Below are 18,828 nucleotides of genomic sequence, written 5' to 3' on the forward strand. Positions count from 1 at the left end.
TCTCCACATCTCCGTCCTCGGTTATTTCTTTTTCTCTGGAGCAACCGGCTTCTTATTTATGTCTATTCTACAAAACTGCCGGAATTCCTCCTGTGAACGATAGAAATGCCAAAATCTTTTATGGCTAACCGATACCGCCTGCACGCCGGCCTGGAGGACCTCCCGCAATTCCGCCGGGTACTTGAGCAGCCCGCCGGCAATAACGGGGACGCTCACCTCTTGCGTCAGCTCCGCAAAGACCCGCGGCAGAATGCCGGGCAGGCACTCCACCGCGTCCGGCGCGGTAGCCTCAACGTTGGCGATGCCGGTTTTAATCGACAGCGAGTCGAGGATGAAGATGCGCTGGATGGTGTACAGGCCTTCCTTTTGGGCCGCCTGGATGAGGTTGCTGCGCGTGGTGATGATCCCATCCGGCGCCGCCTCACGTGCCAGGAAGCGCACCGCCGCCTTGTCCCGGCCCAGGCCCTCTAAAAGGTCCAGGTGGACGAAGATCCCTTTGCCGGCGTGATGCGCCGCCCGGACGCAGTCGGCCACGTTATTGACATCGCCGGTCAAAAGGAAAACCGCCCGGACCGTGGAGGCCAGGGCCTCGCGCAGGTCGGCCACCTCACGGACCGCGGCGATGATCGGGTTCTCCCGGATGAAAGCCGTAAGTTCCATCTCCTGCTTCTCCTATATGCGGTCGCCAAGCTTAAGTTCCGTCCCTGCCAAGAGGCGTTTGATGTTCGCCTTGTGGCGCCAGATGATGAGCGCGGCCGCCAAGAGCGAAAACACCACCGCGTGCCAACCCTGGCGCAACAGCAGGGCGACCACGGGCGCCAGGGCCGCCGCCAGCAGCGAGCCCAGGGAAGAGTAGCGGGTGAAGGCCACCGCCAGCACCCAGACCGGGACGAGCAGCAGAGCCAAAAGCGGCGCTATTCCCAGCGCAGCGCCGAACGAGGTGGCCACGCCCTTGCCACCCTTGAAACCTAAGAAAACAGACCAATTATGGCCGCAGATGGCGGCCAGGCCGCACAGAACGGCGGCCACGCCGCCCCCGCCCAGCCAGCGCCCTACCATAACGCCGAGGAGTCCCTTGACCACGTCGCCGAGGAACACCGCCACGGCGGCGGGCAGGCCGAGGACCCGCAAGGCATTGGCCGTGCCGATGTTGCCGCTCCCGAAGCGGCGAATATCCCGCCCTTTGATTTGGCCGATGAGATAGCCGAAGGGAATGGACCCAAGAAGGTAGGCAAGGATGATGCTGCCGAACATAGCCATCTTGTCCCCCCTTCTTATGGTTCTCCTGTTTCCCCTTTAATAGACATATTCTTCCCCCGCCGACAATTTTCCTTCCTGCGCCGCCGGGCATTTTTCTCAGAGCACCCACGGGCGGGACGGGAGAACTAGGCCGGCGGCCACAGCCAAGGCAAAAAGCAGCCCCAGCAGACGGGCGGTGTCCCGCAGAGGGTTGTGGCGGGCCAGGACCAAAAGGCCCAACCCGGCCGCCGCCGCCAGGCCGGCCACGGCCGCCCCAAAGCCCAGGGCCCCTTCCAGGTAGAGCTGGGCCAATACCACGGAAGCGGCGCAGTTTGGAATGAGCCCGATGAACGCCGCCATCACCGGCTGTAGGGGGCTGCCGGTAAGGAGCACGCGGGAGACGCCGCTGAGGCCGAGGAGCTTCACGCCCAGGTTAAGGAGCGTCGCCGCGGCCACGACAAAAGCATAAATGTGCAGCGTTTGGTGCGCAGCGTGGTAAACCAGCGTGGCGGCCCGCACCCGGTGCGCATGTTCCCCCGGGGTGGGGCGCCGCAGAACAGCCCCGCCCCCGACCGGTGCCCGGCCGAGCGATCGCCCGTCGCGCTTCAGGAGCAGGTCGGTGAAGTAACCGCCGGCGATACCGAGGACCAGCTTGGCGATGAGCAGCGGCATTATGTAGCCCATTTTGCCCGGCTGGGCCAGCATCACCGGCACGGCCTCATCCGACGTCGCCAAAAACACAGCAAGAAGTGTCCCCGGCGTCACCAGGCCGCGCACATAAAGCAGGCTCGCCAGCACCGAGAACCCGCACTGGGGTATGATCCCGAGGCCCGCCCCCACCAGCGGCCCCAGCCGTCCGGCCCGCTCCAGGTGAACGCTGAGACCCGCTCCCAGCCGGTGCTGAAACGCTTCCAGGAGAAGAAAGAGCAAGAAAAGGAGCGGCAGCATCTCCGCCGTATCGGCCCAAGCTTCCACCAGCGCTTCGCGCAGAAAAACCAAAATTCCGCCTCCTCAGCTCGAACTGATACTTAGTCTCACCCACGGGCACAAAAGAAATACCCTTATTTATTGCTTTGGCCGGGTCTTTTCCCGGCGCACCGCTCGCAGAGCCCGTACACCTCCAGGCTATGGCTCTTCATCTGGAAGTGCCGCGCCGCCGCCAGTTCCGCCAGCTTGTCTGCCACCGGGCACTCCGGCAGCTCCTCCACCCACCCGCAAGAGGAGCAAATGAGGTGATGGTGGTGGTCCCCCGTGCAGGTCACCAGGTAACGTTCCACATCGTCCGTGCCCCGGATGCGCTCCAGAAGGCCCAGTTCCAAAAGCAGGTTCAGCGTCCGAAAAACCGTAGCCCGCCCCACCCCGGAACGCTCGGCCTGAAGCTTACGGCAGAGTTCGCGGGAAGAAAAGCAGCCGGACCAAGCGCTGATCGCCGTAAGTACAGTCCGGCGCGCCTCGGTAAGTTGGTAACCGCGCGCCAGTAAAGCCTCAGCCAGGGCCTCGCTGCTCATGCCGTTCTCTTCCCTTCCTTTCTCTGTGCTCCGCTCCCCATCGCCACTCAACGCACCCGCCGCGTCGGTCTGAAGCGGCCTGCCAAGACCGGCGTTACCCGGCTTTCCAGCCTTGGGACAGCGAGTGAGACTTAGTCTCACCTAGAGTTTACTCCTGCGTCTCAGTCTTCGTCAAGCCGGCCAGCTCCCGTACCAGCGCCGCCTCGGCCGCGTACTCCTTGTAATCGCCGACGGGCGTCTCCAAAAAGAGCGGCAGGCGTCCCAGCGCAGGGTGCGTTACGATGGCCTTGATGCCGTCCCGACCCAGTTGCCCCCGCCCGATGAGTTCATGCCGGTCGCGGCGGCTGCCCAGGGCGGCCTTGGTGTCATTCAGGTGCAGGGCCCAGACCCTGTCCCAGCCCACCAGCTCGTCAATCCGCTCCACCAGCCGGTCGATGCCCGGCCACGTCCGCAGGTCCCAGCCGGCGGCGAAGAGGTGCGCTGAGTCCAGGCATAGTCCCACCCGCACCACCGGTTCTAGGACTTTAATCGCCGCCGCCAGCTCCTCCAGGGTACCGCCGATCTCGTGTCCCTGTCCGGCCATGGTCTCCAAGCAGAAGGCCGGACCGTCTTCCACTTCCCCCAGACCTTCCTGCAGCACGCGGACCACGCGCTCCAGCCCGGCCTCCCGTCCGTCCGAACCGAAGTGCCCCGGATGTGTCACCACCAGCTCCGCTCCCAGGCGGCGGGCGCGTTCCGTGTCCTCGCGCACCACCTGGGCGGCGAATTCGACCAAGCGGGGTTCACTGCTCCCCAGATTCACCGTATACGGCAGGTGAGCGATCACCGCCCGCAGGCCGGCCTCCTCCCGTGCCCGGCGAAAAGCGGCGGCTTCCTCGTCCACCAGGTGGCGCACCGCCCCGCCGCGCGGATTGCGGGTGAAATACTGAAAACCGTCCAAGTTCAGCTTGGCCGCTTCCCGGGCCGCCGCCGGGTACCCCCGGCTTATGGACAAATGTGCCCCGATAATCATGCCTGCACCGCCTTTTTCCCTCTTTAACTGGCAATACCAATTATATCACGTCCGTACACGTCTACTCAAAGCCGGTAGCATGCCATGGCAAGCCATAAAATTCTCTGATTTGCCGTAGAGATTGTTGCCGCCCTAACAAAGGCCATGATAAAATTAAGCAAACAGGGAAGGAGGGAGACCATGCCGCACCGGCTCTCGGTCGATCTGGAACGACTGGTGAAGGCGTTTGCCTGTACTTCCCTGGCTGAAGAAGCCTTCCTGGACGTCAGCACCGGCAACGTCATCTCCCTCTGCGTGGGCGAACAAGCTCTTGAGGAGCGCGAAAGCATCTTCCTGCGCTGCAAATCCCAACCGGCTCGTTACCGTCACATCCCCCACGCCTCCCCGCGCGAACTGTATCACGACATGCTGTCCTTCGTGGCGCGCGTAGAGAATCCGGCCATCCGGGCCGAGCTGCACCGCGCCCTGAGCGGGAAAGCCGCCGTCCGCTCTTTTTGCGCCGCAGTCGGGAAGTTCCCCGACGTGGCGGCCCAGTGGGAGGCCTATCGCCGCCGCTGCCTGCTGGAACGGGTCCGTAAGTGGCTGGCCCGCGAGGGTTTCATCCTGGCTGAAAAAAGCGTGGAGACCGGGTGACCGGTCTCCACGCGGTCTAAGGGCGCATCGGTGTCTAGGCGAAGATGAGGGCGTAGAGCAGAAGAAACACCGTTTGGCACACGGCCACTATGACGCCGTTTTTGATCATGGACTTCACGTCGCGGGATTCGGCGAAGCCCATGGAGCTGAACATGTTGGCACCAGGGTAGATGAAGTTGGTGACGCGCGTGGCCACTACCATAGCCACCGCCCAAGCCGTCATGTGCACGCCGTACTGCGTTAAGAGCGGCAGGAACATCTCGTGCAGCGTCTTGAGCTCCCCGACCACCGCACCCGAGATGCCGAAGGCTCCCGTGAGACCGCCCAGGATGACGATGGCCGGCCGGCCGCCCAACGAAACGAGCGGCTTAAAGAGCTGGGCCAAGGCGTCAAAACCGCCCGCCTGGACGATGAAGTTGATGAAGGGCTCAAGGAGCACAAAGAGGAAGAAGAGCCCCACGTTGCCCGCCATGCCCTTGACGATGAGCTTGAGGATATGGTCGAACTTCAGACCCCCCACGAAACCGGTCACCAGCGCCAGTCCAAGCATCACCACGATCACGTACGAGGTGGCGGCCTTCACCAGCACCCCGTAGACCATGGCCGCCAAAAAGAGCAGGCCGAAGGTCAGCGTAGCCCGGCGCTGGACCGGCGTGGGCCGGAACGCGGCCACCCCTTCCTGGTGCGGGTAGGGGTTTTTATCCTTGGTTTCGCGCTGGATGCGCTGGAGCATGAACCAGGTGGGCACCAAGGTGACCAGGGTGACCGGGACGGCCACCTTGAGGAGCATTTCGCCGTAGGAGAGCTTCGTGAAGCCGAGGAGCGCCACCACCGGCGGGGTGAAGGGTCCCAAGATGAGCGCCGTCTCACCCACCGCCTGGAAGATAACGCCCACGGTACTGGCCGAAAGCCCTACCGCCGCTGCAATCGGCAGCACGATGGGCGCGATGATGGCATTGCCGCCCGCCATGGTACCGAGCAGCCCCACCACCACCAGGCAGGCCAGCATGATACCCAGCATGGCCTTCTTTTCGGTATCCACCCCGATGCCGTAAATGATTCCGTGCACCAGGGTATGAGCCACCTTGGTCTCCGTGAGCACCTCGCCCAGGCCCCGCCCCAGCATGATAATCAGGCCCACCAGGGCGAGGAACGAACCCATGGCCTTGGCCAGCACATCGCCGAAAGAGATAAGGGACTGGTGCGTGAGCACCGCGCCGATGAGGACGCACAGCGCCGTGGCCGGAAGCGGCTCCCAGTCACGAAAGACGACAACGATGTAAACCACCAGGGGCAAAAGTCCCAAGAGCCCGAGCCAGATGCTGGTGCTGCCGTTTGCCACATCTTTTCCCTCCACCGTTTAGTCTCGCCTTTGGGGCCTTGTTATCTACGAAAGTCCATGCGGCATCAACTCCGCCGGGGTACAGCTCCCACGCCGACCAGCGGACTGGACATCGGGCCCGGCGGGAGATAACCTCACGTGTCCACCCTCTTAGAGCCGGGCGTGCCGCAAATCCTTGCGCAGCACACGACCACCGGCCCGACCGGTGAGGCGGCCCGCCGCCACGATCGGGCAGCCGTTGACAAAGACGTACTCGATCCCGGTCGCGTACCGGTGCGGGTTGGCAAAGTCCGCCCGATCCGCCACCTGTGCCGGGTCAAACACGGTTACATCCGCGGCCAGTCCCGGCCGCAGCCGGCCCCGGTCGGTGAGGCGCAGGCGCTCCGCCGGCAGGCCCGTCATCTTGTACACCGCCGTCTCCAGGGAAAGGAGCCCCTTTTCCCGGACATAGCGGCCCAGTACCCGGGCAAAGGTGCCGTAGGAACGGGGGTGGGTGGCTTCGCCGGCATCAGCTTCGGCGTTCATGCCGCGCCCGTCCGAGCCCACCGCCACGCGCTCATCGGCCAGGATGGCCTCCACGTCGTCCTCCGCCATGGAGAAGTAGACCGCCCCCACGGCCGCCTTTTCCTCCAAGAGCAGCCGCCCCACCGCCGCCGCCGGGCTGAGCCCCCAACCCTGGGCGATCTGTGCCAGGGTCCGTCCGGAGAGGTCGGCGTTCTCCCCCGAGCCCACCCCGGCGATGAGCACCCGCTCCGGCCCGCCGCGCACCAGCATCTCCCGCTCAATTTCCGTCTCCAGCCGCTCCCTGAGCTCCGGCGCAGCCAGGCGTTTCAAGAGTTCGCCCGCGCCGCCGGAGTGCGCCCACTGGGGCACCAGCGCTGTGAGCGAGGTGCTGGAAGCCTCGTAGGGGTACTGGTCGGCGCCCACGTCGACGCCGCGCGCCCGCGCCGCGGCCAGGCGAGCCAGGCACTCCTTACCCTGCCCCCACTGGGGTCGGCCCAGGGCTTTCAGGTGGGAAACCTCCACGCGGGCCCCGCTCGCGGCGCCGATGGCGATGGCCTCGTCCAGGGCGGTGAGCAGCGTGCCGCTCTCACCGCGGATGTGGCTGGCGTAGAGGGCCCCGTAACGCGCCAGGACGCGGGCCAGGGCGATCAGCTCGTCCGTCCGGGCAAAACTCCCCGGCGGGTAGATCAGCCCCGTGGAGAGCCCCCACGCCCCCTGCTCCAGAGCCTGGGTCAAGAGCTCCTCCATGCGCGTGAGCTCCGCCGCGGCGGGCTCCCGGTCTTCAAAGCCCATGGCCGCGCTGCGCAGGGCACCGTGCGCCACCAGGGGGATGAGGTTCGGCCCCGGCCCCAATGCCTCCACGGCGCGCGCATACTCGCCCAAGTCTGTCCAGGTGATGCCGGCGGGCGCAAAGACGAACTCGTGGATCTTAAGGTAGCCGAGGAGCTCCTCCTTCTGCTCCGGCGTCACCGGAAAGGCGCCGATGCCGCAGTTCCCCACCACCTCGCTGGTGACCCCCTGCAAGACCTTGCTTTCGGACAGGGGATGGGCGAAGACGCTCCCGTCGCTGTGGGAGTGGATGTCGATGAAGCCGGGCGCCACGACCAGCCCGTCGGCCTCAATCACCTGCCGGGCCGGGCCGCTCAACTTCGCCCCGATTTCGGCGATCCGCCCCTCTTCCAGGGCCACGTCCGCCCGACAGCCCGGCCGGCCCGTACCGTCCACCACCAGGCCGCCGCGAATGAGTACCCGATCCAAGTCAACACCCCGTTTCTCTTTCTGGTTCTACTTGGGCCGCAGCACCCGGCCCGGCAGCCGTCCCGGGAGCGTCCCCTCGGCCGACGCGGGTTCACCGTCCGGAACACAGCGCATGCCCATCGGCCAGGCCTGCGGCTCCTCGAGCCCTTTCCAATCAGGCCCCACCGTATGGTGTAGCCATGAGATTCGGTCTTACACACCAATTTTCCTTCTTGACAAAAGGCAGTGAAGCTTTCCCAACAGAAAAGCAGGGACAAACAAGCTGCTCGTCCCTGCCTTCCAGTGGAAGTCAACCGGTCACTCGGGAAAGGTCACCCGTGTCACATTCTCCAGCGGTCGGCCCAGGATATTGCTGCCGAGCCGCGCGAAGAGCTCGGGGTCGCCGCTGGTGTAGAAGCGGTATGTCGGTGCCGCCGCCGGCAGCGTGGCCTCGGCACCGAGCAGCAGCTTGGCCTGGGCCACGGTTTCCACCGCCGGGTCCACTGTGGTGACACCGGGGTCCAGGTGGGCGCGGATGACGTCGATGAGCACGGGATAGTGGGTACAACCCAGGATGAGGGTATCGATGCCGCTCCCCCGGAAGGCCGCCAGGTACGCGCGCGCCGCCGCCTCGGGCTCCGGACCGGCGGTTCTGCCCTGCTCCACCAGGGGGGTAAAGAGCGGGCAGGCCTGCCCCAGTACCTGCACCCCGGGGCTCAAACCTTGCAGCGCGCGGGTGTAGGCGCCGCTTCTTATGGTAAACTCCGTCCCGATTACGCCGATCCGGCGGCTTTTGCTCGCCGCCAAGGCCGCCCGCGCCCCCGGTTCGATCACACCCAGCACAGGAAAGGGGTACGCGTCCTGCACTTCGGCCAGGGCCGCCGCCGTGGCCGTGTTGCAGGCGATGATCGCGAGGTCAATCCCCTTCCCAGCGAGAAAGTCCAGGATTTGGCGGGAGAACTTGACGATCTCCGCCTGCGGGCGCGGGCCGTACGGGTTACGGCCGTTGTCGCCGTAAAACTCTACGCCCGCCCCCGGCAGCCGGCGCCGAACCTCGTGCACCACGGTAAGGCCGCCCAACCCGGAATCAAACAGCCCGATCTTAACCATGGGAATTCTCCTCTCTCCTGCATCCTTACCCCGGCAGGCGGTCCGGCGCACCGTGAATGCGCTCCGCTGCCTGCAGCTACCTCACGATGCTCCTCCGGTTGACAAACGAGGTGGGCTCGCCGCCTTTAAGGACCTTGATTACCTCCTCCACCGTCTGGGTACGGCGGCGCAGGATGGACTGCTCGCTGTACCAGGCGGCGTGCGGCGTGAGGATGACGTTTTCCATCTCAAGGAAAGGATGATCCGGGGCGATGCCGTCCGTCTCAAGCACGTCCAGGGCGGCGCCGGCGATGAGGCCGTCTCTAAGGGCCGCCACCAGGTCTTTCTCCTTCACCACGGCCCCGCGGGCGGTGTTGATGAGGTAGGCGCTGCGCTTCATCTTTCGGAAGGCTTCATAATCAAACATGCCGCGCGTCTCTGCGGTGAGCGGGCAGTGGATGGAGATGTAGTCGGACTTGGCCAGGAGCGTGGAGAAATCCACCATGGTCACGCCGTAGACGTCCGCATCGGCTTGGGCCACATACGGGTCGTAGGCGATGACATCGAACCCCAGGGCCTTCACCTTCCGGCTCACGGAGCGGGGGATGCGGCCGAAGCCCGCCAGCCCCACCACGCTCGCTTCCGGCGCCTGTATGGGAATCGCCAGCTTAACATTCCAGATGCCGGCTTTAACCTTGCCGTTCAGAAAAACAACCTTCCGGTTGCAGGCCAGGATGAGGGCCGTGGCGTGGGTGGCCACCTCTTCCAGGCAGTAGGTGGGTATGTTGGCCACCATGATGCCCTTCTGCGAAGCGGCGGCCACATCGATGGTGTCCACCCCGATGCCGTTGCGGATGATGAGGCGGCAGCGTTCAAGCTTTTCGATTACCGACGCCGGCAGTTTAGCATAGGTGTTGATCACGGCGTCGGCGTCTTTCAGCTCTTCGGCGAGATCCCGCTCTGGATCGGCCAGCACCAGTTCCGCGCCGGCCGCCGCCAGCATGTCGCGCTCCAGGTTAAGATCGGGAAAGATGTTGTCGGTAAGTACCACCTTGAACTCGGCCATGTACCGTCCTTCCTTTCCTGCCTAGAGGATCTTGGCCAGTATTTCCGCCACCTGTCCCGGGCTGTCGGCGATGTGGGCGCCGGCCGCCGTGAGGGCTGCGATCTTGCTCTGGGCGCTGCCCACGCCGCTTGCGCCCACGATGGCGCCGGCGTGGCCCATCTTCTTGCCGGGGGGCGCATTGCGGCCGGCGATGTAGGCCACCACCGGTTTGGTCATGTGCGCCTTGATGTAGTCCGCCGCTTCTTCTTCATCGGCGCCGCCGATCTCACCGATGAGGACCACGGCCTTGGTTTCCGGGTCCGCTGCAAAAAGGGGCAGCAGGTCCCGGAAGGCCGACCCGGGGATGACGTCGCCGCCCACGCCGATGCAGGTGGACTGGCCGATGCCGCGCTGTGTCATGGCGAGAACCGTTTCGTAGGAGTTGGTCGCACTGCGGGACATGAGGCCCACCGGCCCCGGCAGGTAGATCTCGTGCGCCATGAAGCCGGCCTTGGCCTTCCCCGGGCTGATGACCCCGAAGGAGTTGGGCCCGATGACCCGCACGTCGGGAAGGTGCTTGGTATAGTGGTAAACCTGCAGCATGTCCTTTACCGGTACACCTTCGGCGATGGTGATTACGGTCTTTATGCCGGCCGCCAGGGACTCGAAGATGGCATCCAGCGTCACCTGGGGCGGCACAAAGAGCACCGCGGCGTTGGCCTGCCGCGCCGCCACCGCTTCGGCCACCGTGTCGAAGACCGGCACGCCCTCCACGGAGGTGCCTCCCTTGCCGGGCGTCACCCCGGCCACCACGTTGGTGCCGTACTCCAGCATCCTCGCCGTATGGAAGTGACCTTCCCGGCCGGTGATCCCCTGTACCAGAAGGCGCGTGTTTTCATCGATGAGTATGCTCATGCCCCACGTCCCCCTAACTTTTGTGCCGTCAGCACGCGGTCGGCCGCCTCGGACAGGGTGCCGGCCACGGTTACGCCGGCCAGGCGCGCCTCTTTCAGGAGAGCCAAGCCTTTCTCTTTATTGGTACCCTCCAGGCGGGTAACGATGGGCACCGGGTAGGCGTGCTCCTTAACGGCCTTGAGGACGCCGCCCGCTATCTCGTCGCAGCGCGTGATGCCGCCGAAGATGCTGATGAGGAGTGATTTTACCCGGGGATTCTTGAGCAGGATGTCGATCCCCTGCGCCACCCGGTCCGCGGTGGCCCCGCCGCCCAGGTCGAGAGCGCAGGTCACCCGGCCGCCGTGACGGGCGATCCAGTCGATGCAGGACATGATCATGCCCGAGCCGTTGCTCACTACGCCCACACTGCCCGCCGGGTCCACATCGATGTAGAGGAAGCCCGTGGCGCGCGCCTCCCGTTCAAGCTCGCTCTCCGGTAGCTCCGCCCGGAAAGCGCCGAGCTCCGGGTGGCGGAAGAGGGCGCTGTCGTCCACCTCCAGCTTGGCATCGGCCGCCACCACCGAACCATCGGCCAGCACCATGAGCGGGTTGATTTCCGCCAGGGCGGCATCGCTTTCGTCCCACAGGCGGTACAGGGCCCGGGCCGCCCGCTGCACGCCCTTTTTCACGGCCGGATCGGCCAGGCCGCCCGCTTTGGTGAGCTGCTCCAGGTGAAAACCCCTCAGGCCCATCTGGGGATCAACGTGCACCCGGGCGATGGCCCCGGGGTGTTCGCGCGCTACCGCTTCGATGTCCATGCCGCCCGAACGGCTGAACATGATGAGCGGCAGGCGCCGGGCCCGGTCCAGGGTTACCGCCAGGTAGTACTCCTCGGTCGCCGGCACCTTTTCTTCCAGGAGGAGGGCCGTAACCTTCTCGTCCTTGAGCGTCGCCCTGAGAAGTGCCGTCCCGCTCTTTTCCAGCTCCTCCGGGGTGTCGGCGAACCTGACCCCGCCCGCCTTACCCCGCCCACCCACGAGGACCTGCGCTTTAACCACAACCGGATAGCTTACACGGGAGAGCACCGCCTTAAGTTCCATCGGCGATTTTACCACGTGCCCGTGAGGTGTAGGTATACCGTAGCCGCGAAAAAGCTCTTTTGCTTGGTATTCATACAGCTTCATCTAAGTTCAGCTCCTCGCTGCGCGCTTTGCCGCCTAAAGGCCCAGTTCGGCGCGCGCCTTTTCATAGCCCAGGTGGAGCGCCCGGCGGTTGGCCTCGGCAAAGGCCGGCGCCACCCGCTTGAGCACCGCCGCCTCCAAGTGTTCCGGCGCCACCTGCTCTGTTACACCGTTCATAAACCCCAGCATTATGATGTTGGCGTAGAGAGGGCTGCCGAGCTCGTCGATGGCGATCTTGCTGAGCGGTACAGCAAAGGTACGTCCGCCCGCGCGCTCCGGCAGCTTCTCCACGAAGAAGGAATCCAGAATCAGGGTTCCCTCGGGCTTAAGACTGGGAAGGTAGCGGTCGCAGGCCTGCTGCGTCATGGCCACCAGGATATCGGGGCGCTCCACCTTCAGGTAATTGGGTTTCACCTTGCCGTAAAGGACCTCACCGCGGGAGGCACCGCCCCGGGCTTCCACACCGTAGGCTTGGGTCTGGATGACGCTGTACCCCTCCGCGACCAGGGCCTCGGCAAAGATGATGCTCGCCAGCACCACACCCTGCCCACCGGAACCGCTCAAGCGGATCTCCACTTTATCCACGTCGCGCATCGCCTAAACCCCCATTCCTGCAAATGCCCGGGCATAGATCTCGGTCAGTTCCGGACGCGAGGTGTTGACGAACTCGCCGATGACAAACTTACCCTCCAGCTCCTCCGGCGTCATCCGCTCAGCCTGGGCCTGCGTCACGGTCAGCGCTTTAATCCGCTCCAGCATCTTCGCCGGATCCGCCACCTTATTGCGCCGGCCGAACTGGGTGGGACAACTGGTGAGCACCTCCACCACGCCGAAGCCCTTGTGCTGCAGGGCCGTCTTCAGGGTCCTCTGCAGGTGCTGCACGTGGTAGGCATCGGTGCGGGCCACGTAGGTTGCGCCTGCACCCGCGGCCATTTTGCAGGTATCGAAGGCCGGCTCCAGCATGCCGTAGGGAGCGGTGGTGGCACGGGCGCCGGGCGGCGTGGTGGGCGCGTACTGGCCACCGGTCATGCCGTAGATCTCGTTGCGCGAGACAATGGCCGTGATATCAATGTTGCGCCGGGCGGCGTGGATAAAGTGATTGCCGCCGATGGCCAGGGCGTCGCCGTCGCCCATGAGGGCAACCACCTTCATCTCCGGATGGGAAAGCTTGATCCCCGTGGCGAAGGCCAGGGCGCGCCCATGCGTCACCCGGAGGACGGGGAAATCGAGGAAGGTGGGAATGCGGCCGGCACAGCCGATGGCGCAGACGATGACGGTTTTGTCTTTGTCGAGCTTAAGTTCATCCGCCACGCGGGCAAAGGCGTTCGTCACCGTGCCGTGGGTGCAGCCGGCACAGGTGAAGAGCGGGAACATGTCCTCTTTAATGTAATCCTTCCAGCTCATGCGCGCACCTCCTCGATCACCTTCAGAATCTCCTCCGGCATGATCAGGGTGCCGTCGTACTTGTTGAGCCCTACAGCCTTGACCGCGTCCGGCTTGACTTCTTTCACCTTGTGGATGAGCTGGCCCCAGTTCATCTCCGGGACAAGCACGGCGCGGGCGTGGGCCAGGGCCCGGGCCAACGGCTCCTCCGGGAAAGGCCAGACGGTGATGGGACGGAAAAGCCCGACCTTGAGCCCCTGGCGCCGGGCCTGCCGCACCGCCTCCAGCGCCGAGCGGGAGACACAGCCCACCGCCACCAGAAGGATGTCGGCGTCCTCTGTCTCTTTTTCTTCCCACAGCCAGATCCTTTCTTTGTGGCGGTCGATCTTGCCGTTGATCTGCCGGATGGTGGCGTCCACGTTGGCGGCGCCGGTGTTGGGCATGCCGTTCACGTCGTGATGCATCCCCTGCACCACATAGCGGTAACCGCTGCCAAAGGGCATCAAAATGGGGATGCCCGTTTCATCCGCGGCGTAGGGACGGTATTCGGCCGGGGGCACGTCGGTACGTCGGCGGCTCACGATTTCTACATCTCCTACGCCTTCCAGGTCCACGTTCTCCCGCATGTGCCCGATGATCTCGTCCATGAGCAGGATCACCGGGGTCATGTACTGCTCGGCATAGTTAAAGGCTTGAATCGTCATCCGGTAGATCTCTTCCACGGAGTTGGGGTAGAGGACGATGCGGGGGCTGTCGCCCGAGGTGCCGTACTTGGCCTGGATGAGGTCGCCCTGGGCCGGGAGCGTAGCGCCGCCGGTGCTGGGGCCGCTGCGCTGCACGTTCACCACCACGCAGGGCAGCTGCGCCATGGCGCCGAAGGCGATGTTCTCTTGCATCAGGTCAAAACCGGGGCCGCTGGTGACCGTCATGGCTTTCTCCCCCATCACCGAAGCCCCCAGGACGGCGCCCATGCTGGCGATCTCGTCCTCCATCTGGATGAAGCGCCCGCCGGCCTTCGGCAGTTCCTGCGCCAGGAGCTCCACCACGTCCGTGGAAGGCGTGATCGGGTAACCGGCGCAAAACTTCACCCCGGCCTTCAACGCGCCCCAGGCGCAGGCTTCGTTGCCTTGGATGAGCTGGCTACTCATGGGACTCCTCCTCCGCTTTGCGCACTTCGATGGCCAAGTCGGGGCAGCGGTACTCACACAGCCGGCATCCGGTGCACTTTTCCGGATAGCTGATCAGGACGCGCTGTTTCTCGTCCCAGGTAAAGACCTTCTGCGGGCAGAAGGCTAAGCAGATGCCGCAGTGTTTGCACCACCTGCTGTTGATCTCAACCTTGAATGAGCCGTCCACCGTTTCTCCCTCCGTTTCTTCCCTCTGCTGACGGGCCCGCTTTTGCTCCCGCCTCACCTCCCTAGGCTTCAAGAAGCCGTCCTTCCAGGCCCAGGAGGGTACGCTTTTCGCCATTTACCAGGTGCCGGCAGACCATGTTCTCGGTCCGCGCCGCATCGTGCGCCCGCAGCGCAGCAACTATGGCCAGGTGCTCGCGCGTCGCCTGTTGGATCACCTCCCGGCGCAGGGTAGGGATATTCTCTTCGGAAAAGTAGCGCATCCGGAGGGAACTCAGCTTCACCCGATCCAGGATCTCCATGAGAACGCCGTTGGTCAGGTGTTTCACCAACAGCTCATGGAGCTCCAGGTCGGACTCGGTGTAAAGGTCGAACTCCTCCGGCCGGGCCAGAACGCGCTGCAGCTTATCCTCCAAAGCATCCAGTTCCTCTACCGAGCAGCGCTCGGCGGCCGTGCGCGCCGCGTAGGGCTCGAGGAGGCGCCTGACCTCCCAGATGTGGCGGACGTCCGCCGGCGTGATCGAGGTCACCTGCGCGCCCCGGTTGGGGATAAGGCGCACCAGGCCGATCCCCTCCAGGCGCACCAATGCCTCGCGCACCGGCGTGGTGCTCACGCCGAACTCGGCCGCCAGCTTGTCGATGGGGAGCTCCTCGCCCGGTCGGTACCTGTTGGTCAGGATGGCCTCCTTGAGCGCCTGGAAAAGCTGCTCGCGCAGTGAATGAAAGAAAATCCTACCCTGCACGCAACCTTCCTCCTAATTTTATCTCGGCTACATTGTATAGTTGTTTTTCTTCTCCGTCAATATATCATCGATGCAGTTCGCCGGCCGCCGGCGGCGCAAAACGCCACTAGGCTTGGACCGCCGGGCGGTTGACCACGTTCAGCGGCTCTTCGCCGCGCTCCACCCGCTCGATGTTGGCATAGGCCGTCTTAAGGACGCGCGTGTCGGCGTCGCGCGTGGCCGCGCCGACGTGGGGCGTACAGAGGAAGTTGGGCAGGGCAAGAAGCGGGCTGGTCGCCGGAAGCGGCGGCTCCGCCACCACATCCAGCGCCGCACCGGCGATCCAACCCTCGCGGAGGGCGGTGAGGAGGGCGGCCTCATCCACAATGGAGCCGCGCGCCGTGTTGATGAGGATGGCGCTGGGCTTCATGCTCCTGAGCTCCGCCGCACCGATCAGCCCCCGCGTTTCGGCCGTAAGCGGGATGTGAAGGCTCACGATGTCGCTGGTCCTGAGGAGCTCGGGAAGCGAAACCGCACGTATGCCGGGCGTCTCCTCCGGCGGGAGCGGGTGCCGCCGGTAGTAAACCACTTCCATCTCAAAGGCCAGGGCACGCTCGGCCACCGCCCGGCCGATGTCCCCCAGGCCCACCAGGCCCAAGCGCTTCCCCGCCAGTTCATAGCAGTAGGGACGGTGCCGCCACATGTTCCACTCCCCGGCCCGCGTTTCAGCCGCCAGGGCCGGCAGGTGGCGGTAGAGGCTGAGCGCCAGGCCGAACACCAGCTCCGCCACCGACACCTTGTTCGCCCCCGGGGTGCGCGCCACGATGATCCCGCGCCGGCTGGCCGCGGCCACGTCGATGTTGTCATAGCCCGCACCCAGCTTGTGAATGAGCCTGAGGCGCGGCGCCCGGTCCATCACCGCCGCGGTGACCGGCGCCGTATTCACCGTCAGGTACCGCGTGGCCGTCAGTTCCACCTCCCACTGCGGTTCTTCCGGCGTAACCAGCCGGAAGCCCGGCGGCAAAACCGCCAGGAAGATCTCCTTGAGTTCCGGGCTGATGCGATCCATGTGTACAATCGTCGGCAACAGTTATACCCTCCCTAAGAAAACCATTCGCCCTTCACCAGGCTGATTCCTGGTTCCGCAAGGCCTCGTTTGCTAAAGAACGTAGTTTATGCCCTGCCGGCGCGCACTGCCGCGCTGCAGGAGATAGATGACCACAAAGAGCGTCAAACCGACGATGTCAGTCAAGCTCCCCGGATCGATAAGCATGAGACCACCTAAAGCCAGGGCGGCGCGCTCCGGCAGGCCCGCCTGCTTGAGCAGCCAGCCCTGCACCGCCGCCTCCAAGGCCAACATACCGATGACCGCTCCCACCGCCACACGCAGGGCGCCGAAGACAGTGGTATTAATGAGCAGCAGCTGCGGTGACATGACGAAGATATACGGTACCAGGAAAGCGCCGATGGCCAGCTTGGTGGCATTGACCCCCGTCGCCATCGGCTCACCCTTGGCTATACCCGCCCCTGCATAAGCCGCCAGGGCTACCGGTGGAGTCAGGTCGGCCACGATGCCGAAGTAGAACACGAACATGTGCGCAGCAAGGAGTGGAACCCCCAGGTGGATCAAAGCCGGTGAGGCGATGGTGGAGGTGATGACGTAGTTGGCCGTGGTGGGCGAGCCCATACCGAGGATCAGCGAAGCGATCATCGCGAAGAACATGGTGAGAAGCAGGTTGCCGTGCGCCAGGGTCACCAGCCCGTTGGCCAGCTTAAGTCCCAGACCGGTCAGGGTGACCGAGCCGATGATCATGCCGGCGGCGGCCGTGGCCGCAGCCACGCCCAAAGCCCCGCGCGCCCCCTGCTCCAGGGCATCCAGGACGTCCTTCGGTTTGAGGCGCGTCTTGGGCGAGATGGAGCTGACAAGGATCGCCAGAACCATGGCCAGGAGCGCTGCCTTGGTGGGGGTGGCGCCCGACGCCATGATCACGATCAGGCCCAGGATGGGAATAAGCAGCAGACCCCGTTCCCGCAGGACCTTGCCCAGCCGCGGCACCTGCTCTTCGGGCAGCCCGGTCAGTCCTGTGCGCCGCGCCTCCAGGTGAACACCGATGCCGACGCCTGTAAAGTAAAGCAGCGCGGGAATAACGGCCGCCAGGGCCACGCGGGCGTAAGGAATCCCCGTGAATTCGGCCATCAGAAAGGCCGCCGCCCCCATGATGGGCGGCATAATCTGTCCACCGGTGGACGCCGCCGCCTCGACGGCACCGGCGAAATTGGCTTTGTAGCCGATGCTCTTCATCAAAGGGATGGTGAAGCTCCCCGTACCAACCACGTTGGCCACCGAGCTGCCGGAAATCGTCCCCTGCATGGCACTGGCGATCACCGCCACCTTGGCCGGACCGCCCACCGCCCGCCCGGCCACGGCGTTGGCCAGGTCGATGATGAACTGCCCGATGCCCGTCTTCTCGAGGAAGGCCCCAAAGAGGATGAAGAGGAAAACAAAGGTGGAGGATACACCCAAAGGAATGCCCAATATCCCTTCGGTGGTGAAGAACATGTGGCTGATGATACGTTCCACCGAAAAGCCGCGGTGGGAAAGAAAGCCCGGCAGGTATGGACCCACGTACGCATAGAGCACAAAGAGGGCGGCGATGGCCGTGATCGGTAGCCCGACAATGCGCCGAGCTGCTTCCAGGACCAGAAGAACAGCAATTGCACCTACGACAAGGTCCGGCTTTGTGGCGTCGCCGGCGCGCATGAGAATGTCCTGGTAATTGATGATCCAGTAGAGATTCACTCCGGCTCCCAAGAGCGCCAGCACCACATCCAACCAATACATACTCACAAAGGCCCGCCGGCTCTTCCTGTTACTAGGATAGAGAAGAAAGATGAGCGCCAGGGCGAAGCCCAGGTGCCAGGTGCGCTGGAGCTGTGCCGGCAGCACACCGAACACCGCGGTATAGAGCTGATACACGGACATGGCGACGGCCAGGCAGCGAATGACCCGGGCCCACGTCCCTGCGAGCCGCCGGTAATTGGATTCCATATCGACTTTGGCCCGTACTTCTTCGATGTCTTTCTCCGTAAGCTCCTTAAACTCCTCCATCACTCAACCCCCTTTTGTGCGGGTGCCGGTTTTTGCGACAACAGCAGCCACCTTAGGTGGTTGTACGCTAGAACCCAGCGGGGGTGCCGGCCGACCTGCAGGCGAATCGCCGTGCCCGGGGGTGCCAGCCTGGCCAGGGGCAGACTGCGGCCCTGATAGATGAGCCTGTGCTCGGCCACCCAGCCTATCGCCATTACCACCTCAGGGAAAACGCGGTTCATATTGGTGAGAATGTACTTGCCGTCCTTTAGTTCGAATTTCATGCCGGGGTCGGGACCGTACGGCAGCCCCGTTCCGTTCATGTCCCAGATGGTTGCGTCCACAACCAGCGCACCCTGGGGCGCCAGGTGCAGCTTTTCTTCCACCGGACGGCGGGCGATGGAGTGCAGGTACCAGATGGTAAACGGCTCATTGTAGTGTATCGGGAGCGCCAGGAAAAGCTCCTGGGAGTCTCGCTGCCGTATGTCCAGGCTGGGCGCAGGCAGCATGGTCCACACCGCCAGGACACAGGCGCATCCTATTGCCATAATATTCCAGAGGTGTTTATTCATAGATCAGGCCGGATAGAGCCTGCTCTAC

20 protein-coding genes are annotated in these 18,828 nt (G+C 64.4%); 1 reads left to right on the forward strand and 19 read right to left on the reverse strand.

All coding sequences use genetic code 11. From position 1 onward, the window contains the following. Nucleotides 1-21: 21 nt before the first annotated feature. The 5 genes from K5554_RS13460 to K5554_RS13480 form a co-directional block, all read right to left on the reverse strand. Nucleotides 22-660, reverse strand: a complete 639-nt coding sequence (locus tag K5554_RS13460; protein ID WP_221038965.1) for a glycerol-3-phosphate responsive antiterminator — start codon at nt 658-660, stop codon at nt 22-24. A gap of 12 nt (nt 661-672) precedes the next feature. Beyond that, nucleotides 673-1,260, reverse strand: coding sequence for a glycerol-3-phosphate 1-O-acyltransferase PlsY (plsY, locus tag K5554_RS13465; RefSeq protein WP_255565420.1), 588 nt, complete (start codon nt 1,258-1,260; stop codon nt 673-675). Between the two features lie 96 nt (nt 1,261-1,356). Beyond that, the gene (locus tag K5554_RS13470) at nt 1,357-2,238 is read right to left on the reverse strand and encodes a putative manganese transporter (protein ID WP_221038966.1); all 882 of its coding nucleotides are present in this window, start codon (nt 2,236-2,238) and stop codon (nt 1,357-1,359) included. A gap of 62 nt (nt 2,239-2,300) precedes the next feature. Next, nucleotides 2,301-2,747, reverse strand: coding sequence for a Fur family transcriptional regulator (locus tag K5554_RS13475; protein WP_221038967.1), 447 nt, complete (start codon nt 2,745-2,747; stop codon nt 2,301-2,303). 148 nt (nt 2,748-2,895) lie between these two features. Further along, nucleotides 2,896-3,759: a deoxyribonuclease IV gene (locus K5554_RS13480; protein ID WP_221038968.1), complete on the reverse strand. Its 864-nt coding sequence runs from the start codon at nt 3,757-3,759 to the stop codon at nt 2,896-2,898. A 180-nt stretch (nt 3,760-3,939) separates the two neighbouring features. Between K5554_RS13480 and K5554_RS13485 the strand changes: the two genes are divergently transcribed. Further along, entirely contained in the window at nt 3,940-4,392 is a 453-nt protein-coding gene (locus K5554_RS13485; RefSeq protein WP_221038969.1) for a UPF0158 family protein, read from the forward strand. A 34-nt stretch (nt 4,393-4,426) separates the two neighbouring features. Here the strand turns inward: K5554_RS13485 and K5554_RS13490 are convergent, their stop codons facing one another. The 14 genes from K5554_RS13490 to K5554_RS13555 form a co-directional block, all read right to left on the reverse strand. Further along, nucleotides 4,427-5,734: a hypothetical protein gene (locus K5554_RS13490; RefSeq protein WP_221038970.1), complete on the reverse strand. Its 1,308-nt coding sequence runs from the start codon at nt 5,732-5,734 to the stop codon at nt 4,427-4,429. Nucleotides 5,735-5,884: 150 nt separating this feature from the next. After that, nucleotides 5,885-7,495 (reverse strand): amidohydrolase family protein, encoded by a 1,611-nt coding sequence (locus K5554_RS13495; RefSeq protein WP_221038971.1) that lies wholly within the window; start codon nt 7,493-7,495, stop codon nt 5,885-5,887. A 297-nt stretch (nt 7,496-7,792) separates the two neighbouring features. Continuing rightward, nucleotides 7,793-8,584, reverse strand: coding sequence for a glutamate racemase (murI, locus tag K5554_RS13500; protein ID WP_221038972.1), 792 nt, complete (start codon nt 8,582-8,584; stop codon nt 7,793-7,795). A 76-nt stretch (nt 8,585-8,660) separates the two neighbouring features. Next, nucleotides 8,661-9,629 carry a C-terminal binding protein gene (locus K5554_RS13505; RefSeq protein WP_221038973.1) on the reverse strand — a complete coding sequence of 323 codons (969 nt, stop codon included), beginning with the start codon at nt 9,627-9,629 and terminating at the stop codon, nt 8,661-8,663. 21 nt (nt 9,630-9,650) lie between these two features. Continuing rightward, nucleotides 9,651-10,523: a succinate--CoA ligase subunit alpha gene (sucD, locus tag K5554_RS13510; RefSeq protein ID WP_221038974.1), complete on the reverse strand. Its 873-nt coding sequence runs from the start codon at nt 10,521-10,523 to the stop codon at nt 9,651-9,653. Beyond that, nucleotides 10,520-11,686, reverse strand: coding sequence for an ADP-forming succinate--CoA ligase subunit beta (gene sucC / locus K5554_RS13515; RefSeq protein WP_221038975.1), 1,167 nt, complete (start codon nt 11,684-11,686; stop codon nt 10,520-10,522). The genes sucD and sucC overlap by 4 nt, the downstream gene beginning before the upstream one ends. A gap of 33 nt (nt 11,687-11,719) precedes the next feature. Beyond that, complete coding sequence (locus K5554_RS13520) at nt 11,720-12,277, reverse strand: 2-oxoacid:acceptor oxidoreductase family protein (RefSeq protein ID WP_221038976.1); 558 nt, start codon at nt 12,275-12,277, stop codon at nt 11,720-11,722. Nucleotides 12,278-12,280: 3 nt separating this feature from the next. Next, complete coding sequence (locus K5554_RS13525; RefSeq protein ID WP_221038977.1) at nt 12,281-13,087, reverse strand: thiamine pyrophosphate-dependent enzyme; 807 nt, start codon at nt 13,085-13,087, stop codon at nt 12,281-12,283. Next, entirely contained in the window at nt 13,084-14,214 is a 1,131-nt protein-coding gene (locus K5554_RS13530) for a 2-oxoacid:acceptor oxidoreductase subunit alpha (RefSeq protein WP_221038978.1), read from the reverse strand. Before K5554_RS13530 ends, K5554_RS13525 begins: the two co-directional genes overlap by 4 nt. Further along, on the reverse strand, nt 14,207-14,422 hold the full coding sequence (locus K5554_RS13535; RefSeq protein WP_255565421.1) for a ferredoxin family protein: 216 nt from the start codon (nt 14,420-14,422) through the stop codon (nt 14,207-14,209). The genes K5554_RS13530 and K5554_RS13535 overlap by 8 nt, the downstream gene beginning before the upstream one ends. 61 nt (nt 14,423-14,483) lie before the next feature. Continuing rightward, the gene (locus K5554_RS13540; protein WP_221038980.1) at nt 14,484-15,161 is read right to left on the reverse strand and encodes a GntR family transcriptional regulator; all 678 of its coding nucleotides are present in this window, start codon (nt 15,159-15,161) and stop codon (nt 14,484-14,486) included. 106 nt (nt 15,162-15,267) lie between these two features. Beyond that, the gene (locus K5554_RS13545; protein WP_221038981.1) at nt 15,268-16,227 is read right to left on the reverse strand and encodes a 2-hydroxyacid dehydrogenase; all 960 of its coding nucleotides are present in this window, start codon (nt 16,225-16,227) and stop codon (nt 15,268-15,270) included. 72 nt (nt 16,228-16,299) lie between these two features. Continuing rightward, nucleotides 16,300-18,249 (reverse strand): TRAP transporter permease, encoded by a 1,950-nt coding sequence (locus tag K5554_RS13550; RefSeq protein WP_221038982.1) that lies wholly within the window; start codon nt 18,247-18,249, stop codon nt 16,300-16,302. Continuing rightward, nucleotides 18,249-18,737 carry a DUF1850 domain-containing protein gene (locus tag K5554_RS13555; RefSeq protein WP_221038983.1) on the reverse strand — a complete coding sequence of 163 codons (489 nt, stop codon included), beginning with the start codon at nt 18,735-18,737 and terminating at the stop codon, nt 18,249-18,251. Before K5554_RS13555 ends, K5554_RS13550 begins: the two co-directional genes overlap by 1 nt. Nucleotides 18,738-18,828: the final 91 nt, after the last annotated feature.

Origin of the sequence: Gelria sp. Kuro-4 (assembly GCF_019668485.1) — a bacterium.
Classification (GTDB): Bacteria; Bacillota; DTU030; order DUMP01; family DUMP01; genus DUMP01.

Excerpts from the sequence above, each read along its gene's own strand:
- K5554_RS13460 (WP_221038965.1), bottom strand. The coding sequence starts at position 660 with ATGGAACTTACGGCTTTCATCCGGGAGAACCCGATCATCGCCGCGGTC.
- plsY (WP_255565420.1), bottom strand. The coding sequence starts at position 1,260 with ATGGCTATGTTCGGCAGCATCATCCTTGCCTACCTTCTTGGGTCCATT.
- K5554_RS13475 (WP_221038967.1), bottom strand. The coding sequence starts at position 2,747 with ATGAGCAGCGAGGCCCTGGCTGAGGCTTTACTGGCGCGCGGTTACCAA.
- K5554_RS13480 (WP_221038968.1), bottom strand. The coding sequence starts at position 3,759 with ATGATTATCGGGGCACATTTGTCCATAAGCCGGGGGTACCCGGCGGCG.
- K5554_RS13485 (WP_221038969.1), top strand. The coding sequence starts at position 3,940 with ATGCCGCACCGGCTCTCGGTCGATCTGGAACGACTGGTGAAGGCGTTT.
- murI (WP_221038972.1), bottom strand. The coding sequence starts at position 8,584 with ATGGTTAAGATCGGGCTGTTTGATTCCGGGTTGGGCGGCCTTACCGTG.
- K5554_RS13505 (WP_221038973.1), bottom strand. The coding sequence starts at position 9,629 with ATGGCCGAGTTCAAGGTGGTACTTACCGACAACATCTTTCCCGATCTT.
- sucD (WP_221038974.1), bottom strand. The coding sequence starts at position 10,523 with ATGAGCATACTCATCGATGAAAACACGCGCCTTCTGGTACAGGGGATC.
- sucC (WP_221038975.1), bottom strand. The coding sequence starts at position 11,686 with ATGAAGCTGTATGAATACCAAGCAAAAGAGCTTTTTCGCGGCTACGGT.
- K5554_RS13520 (WP_221038976.1), bottom strand. The coding sequence starts at position 12,277 with ATGCGCGACGTGGATAAAGTGGAGATCCGCTTGAGCGGTTCCGGTGGG.
- K5554_RS13525 (WP_221038977.1), bottom strand. The coding sequence starts at position 13,087 with ATGAGCTGGAAGGATTACATTAAAGAGGACATGTTCCCGCTCTTCACC.
- K5554_RS13530 (WP_221038978.1), bottom strand. The coding sequence starts at position 14,214 with ATGAGTAGCCAGCTCATCCAAGGCAACGAAGCCTGCGCCTGGGGCGCG.
- K5554_RS13550 (WP_221038982.1), bottom strand. The coding sequence starts at position 18,249 with ATGGAGGAGTTTAAGGAGCTTACGGAGAAAGACATCGAAGAAGTACGG.
- K5554_RS13555 (WP_221038983.1), bottom strand. The coding sequence starts at position 18,737 with ATGCTGCCTGCGCCCAGCCTGGACATACGGCAGCGAGACTCCCAGGAG.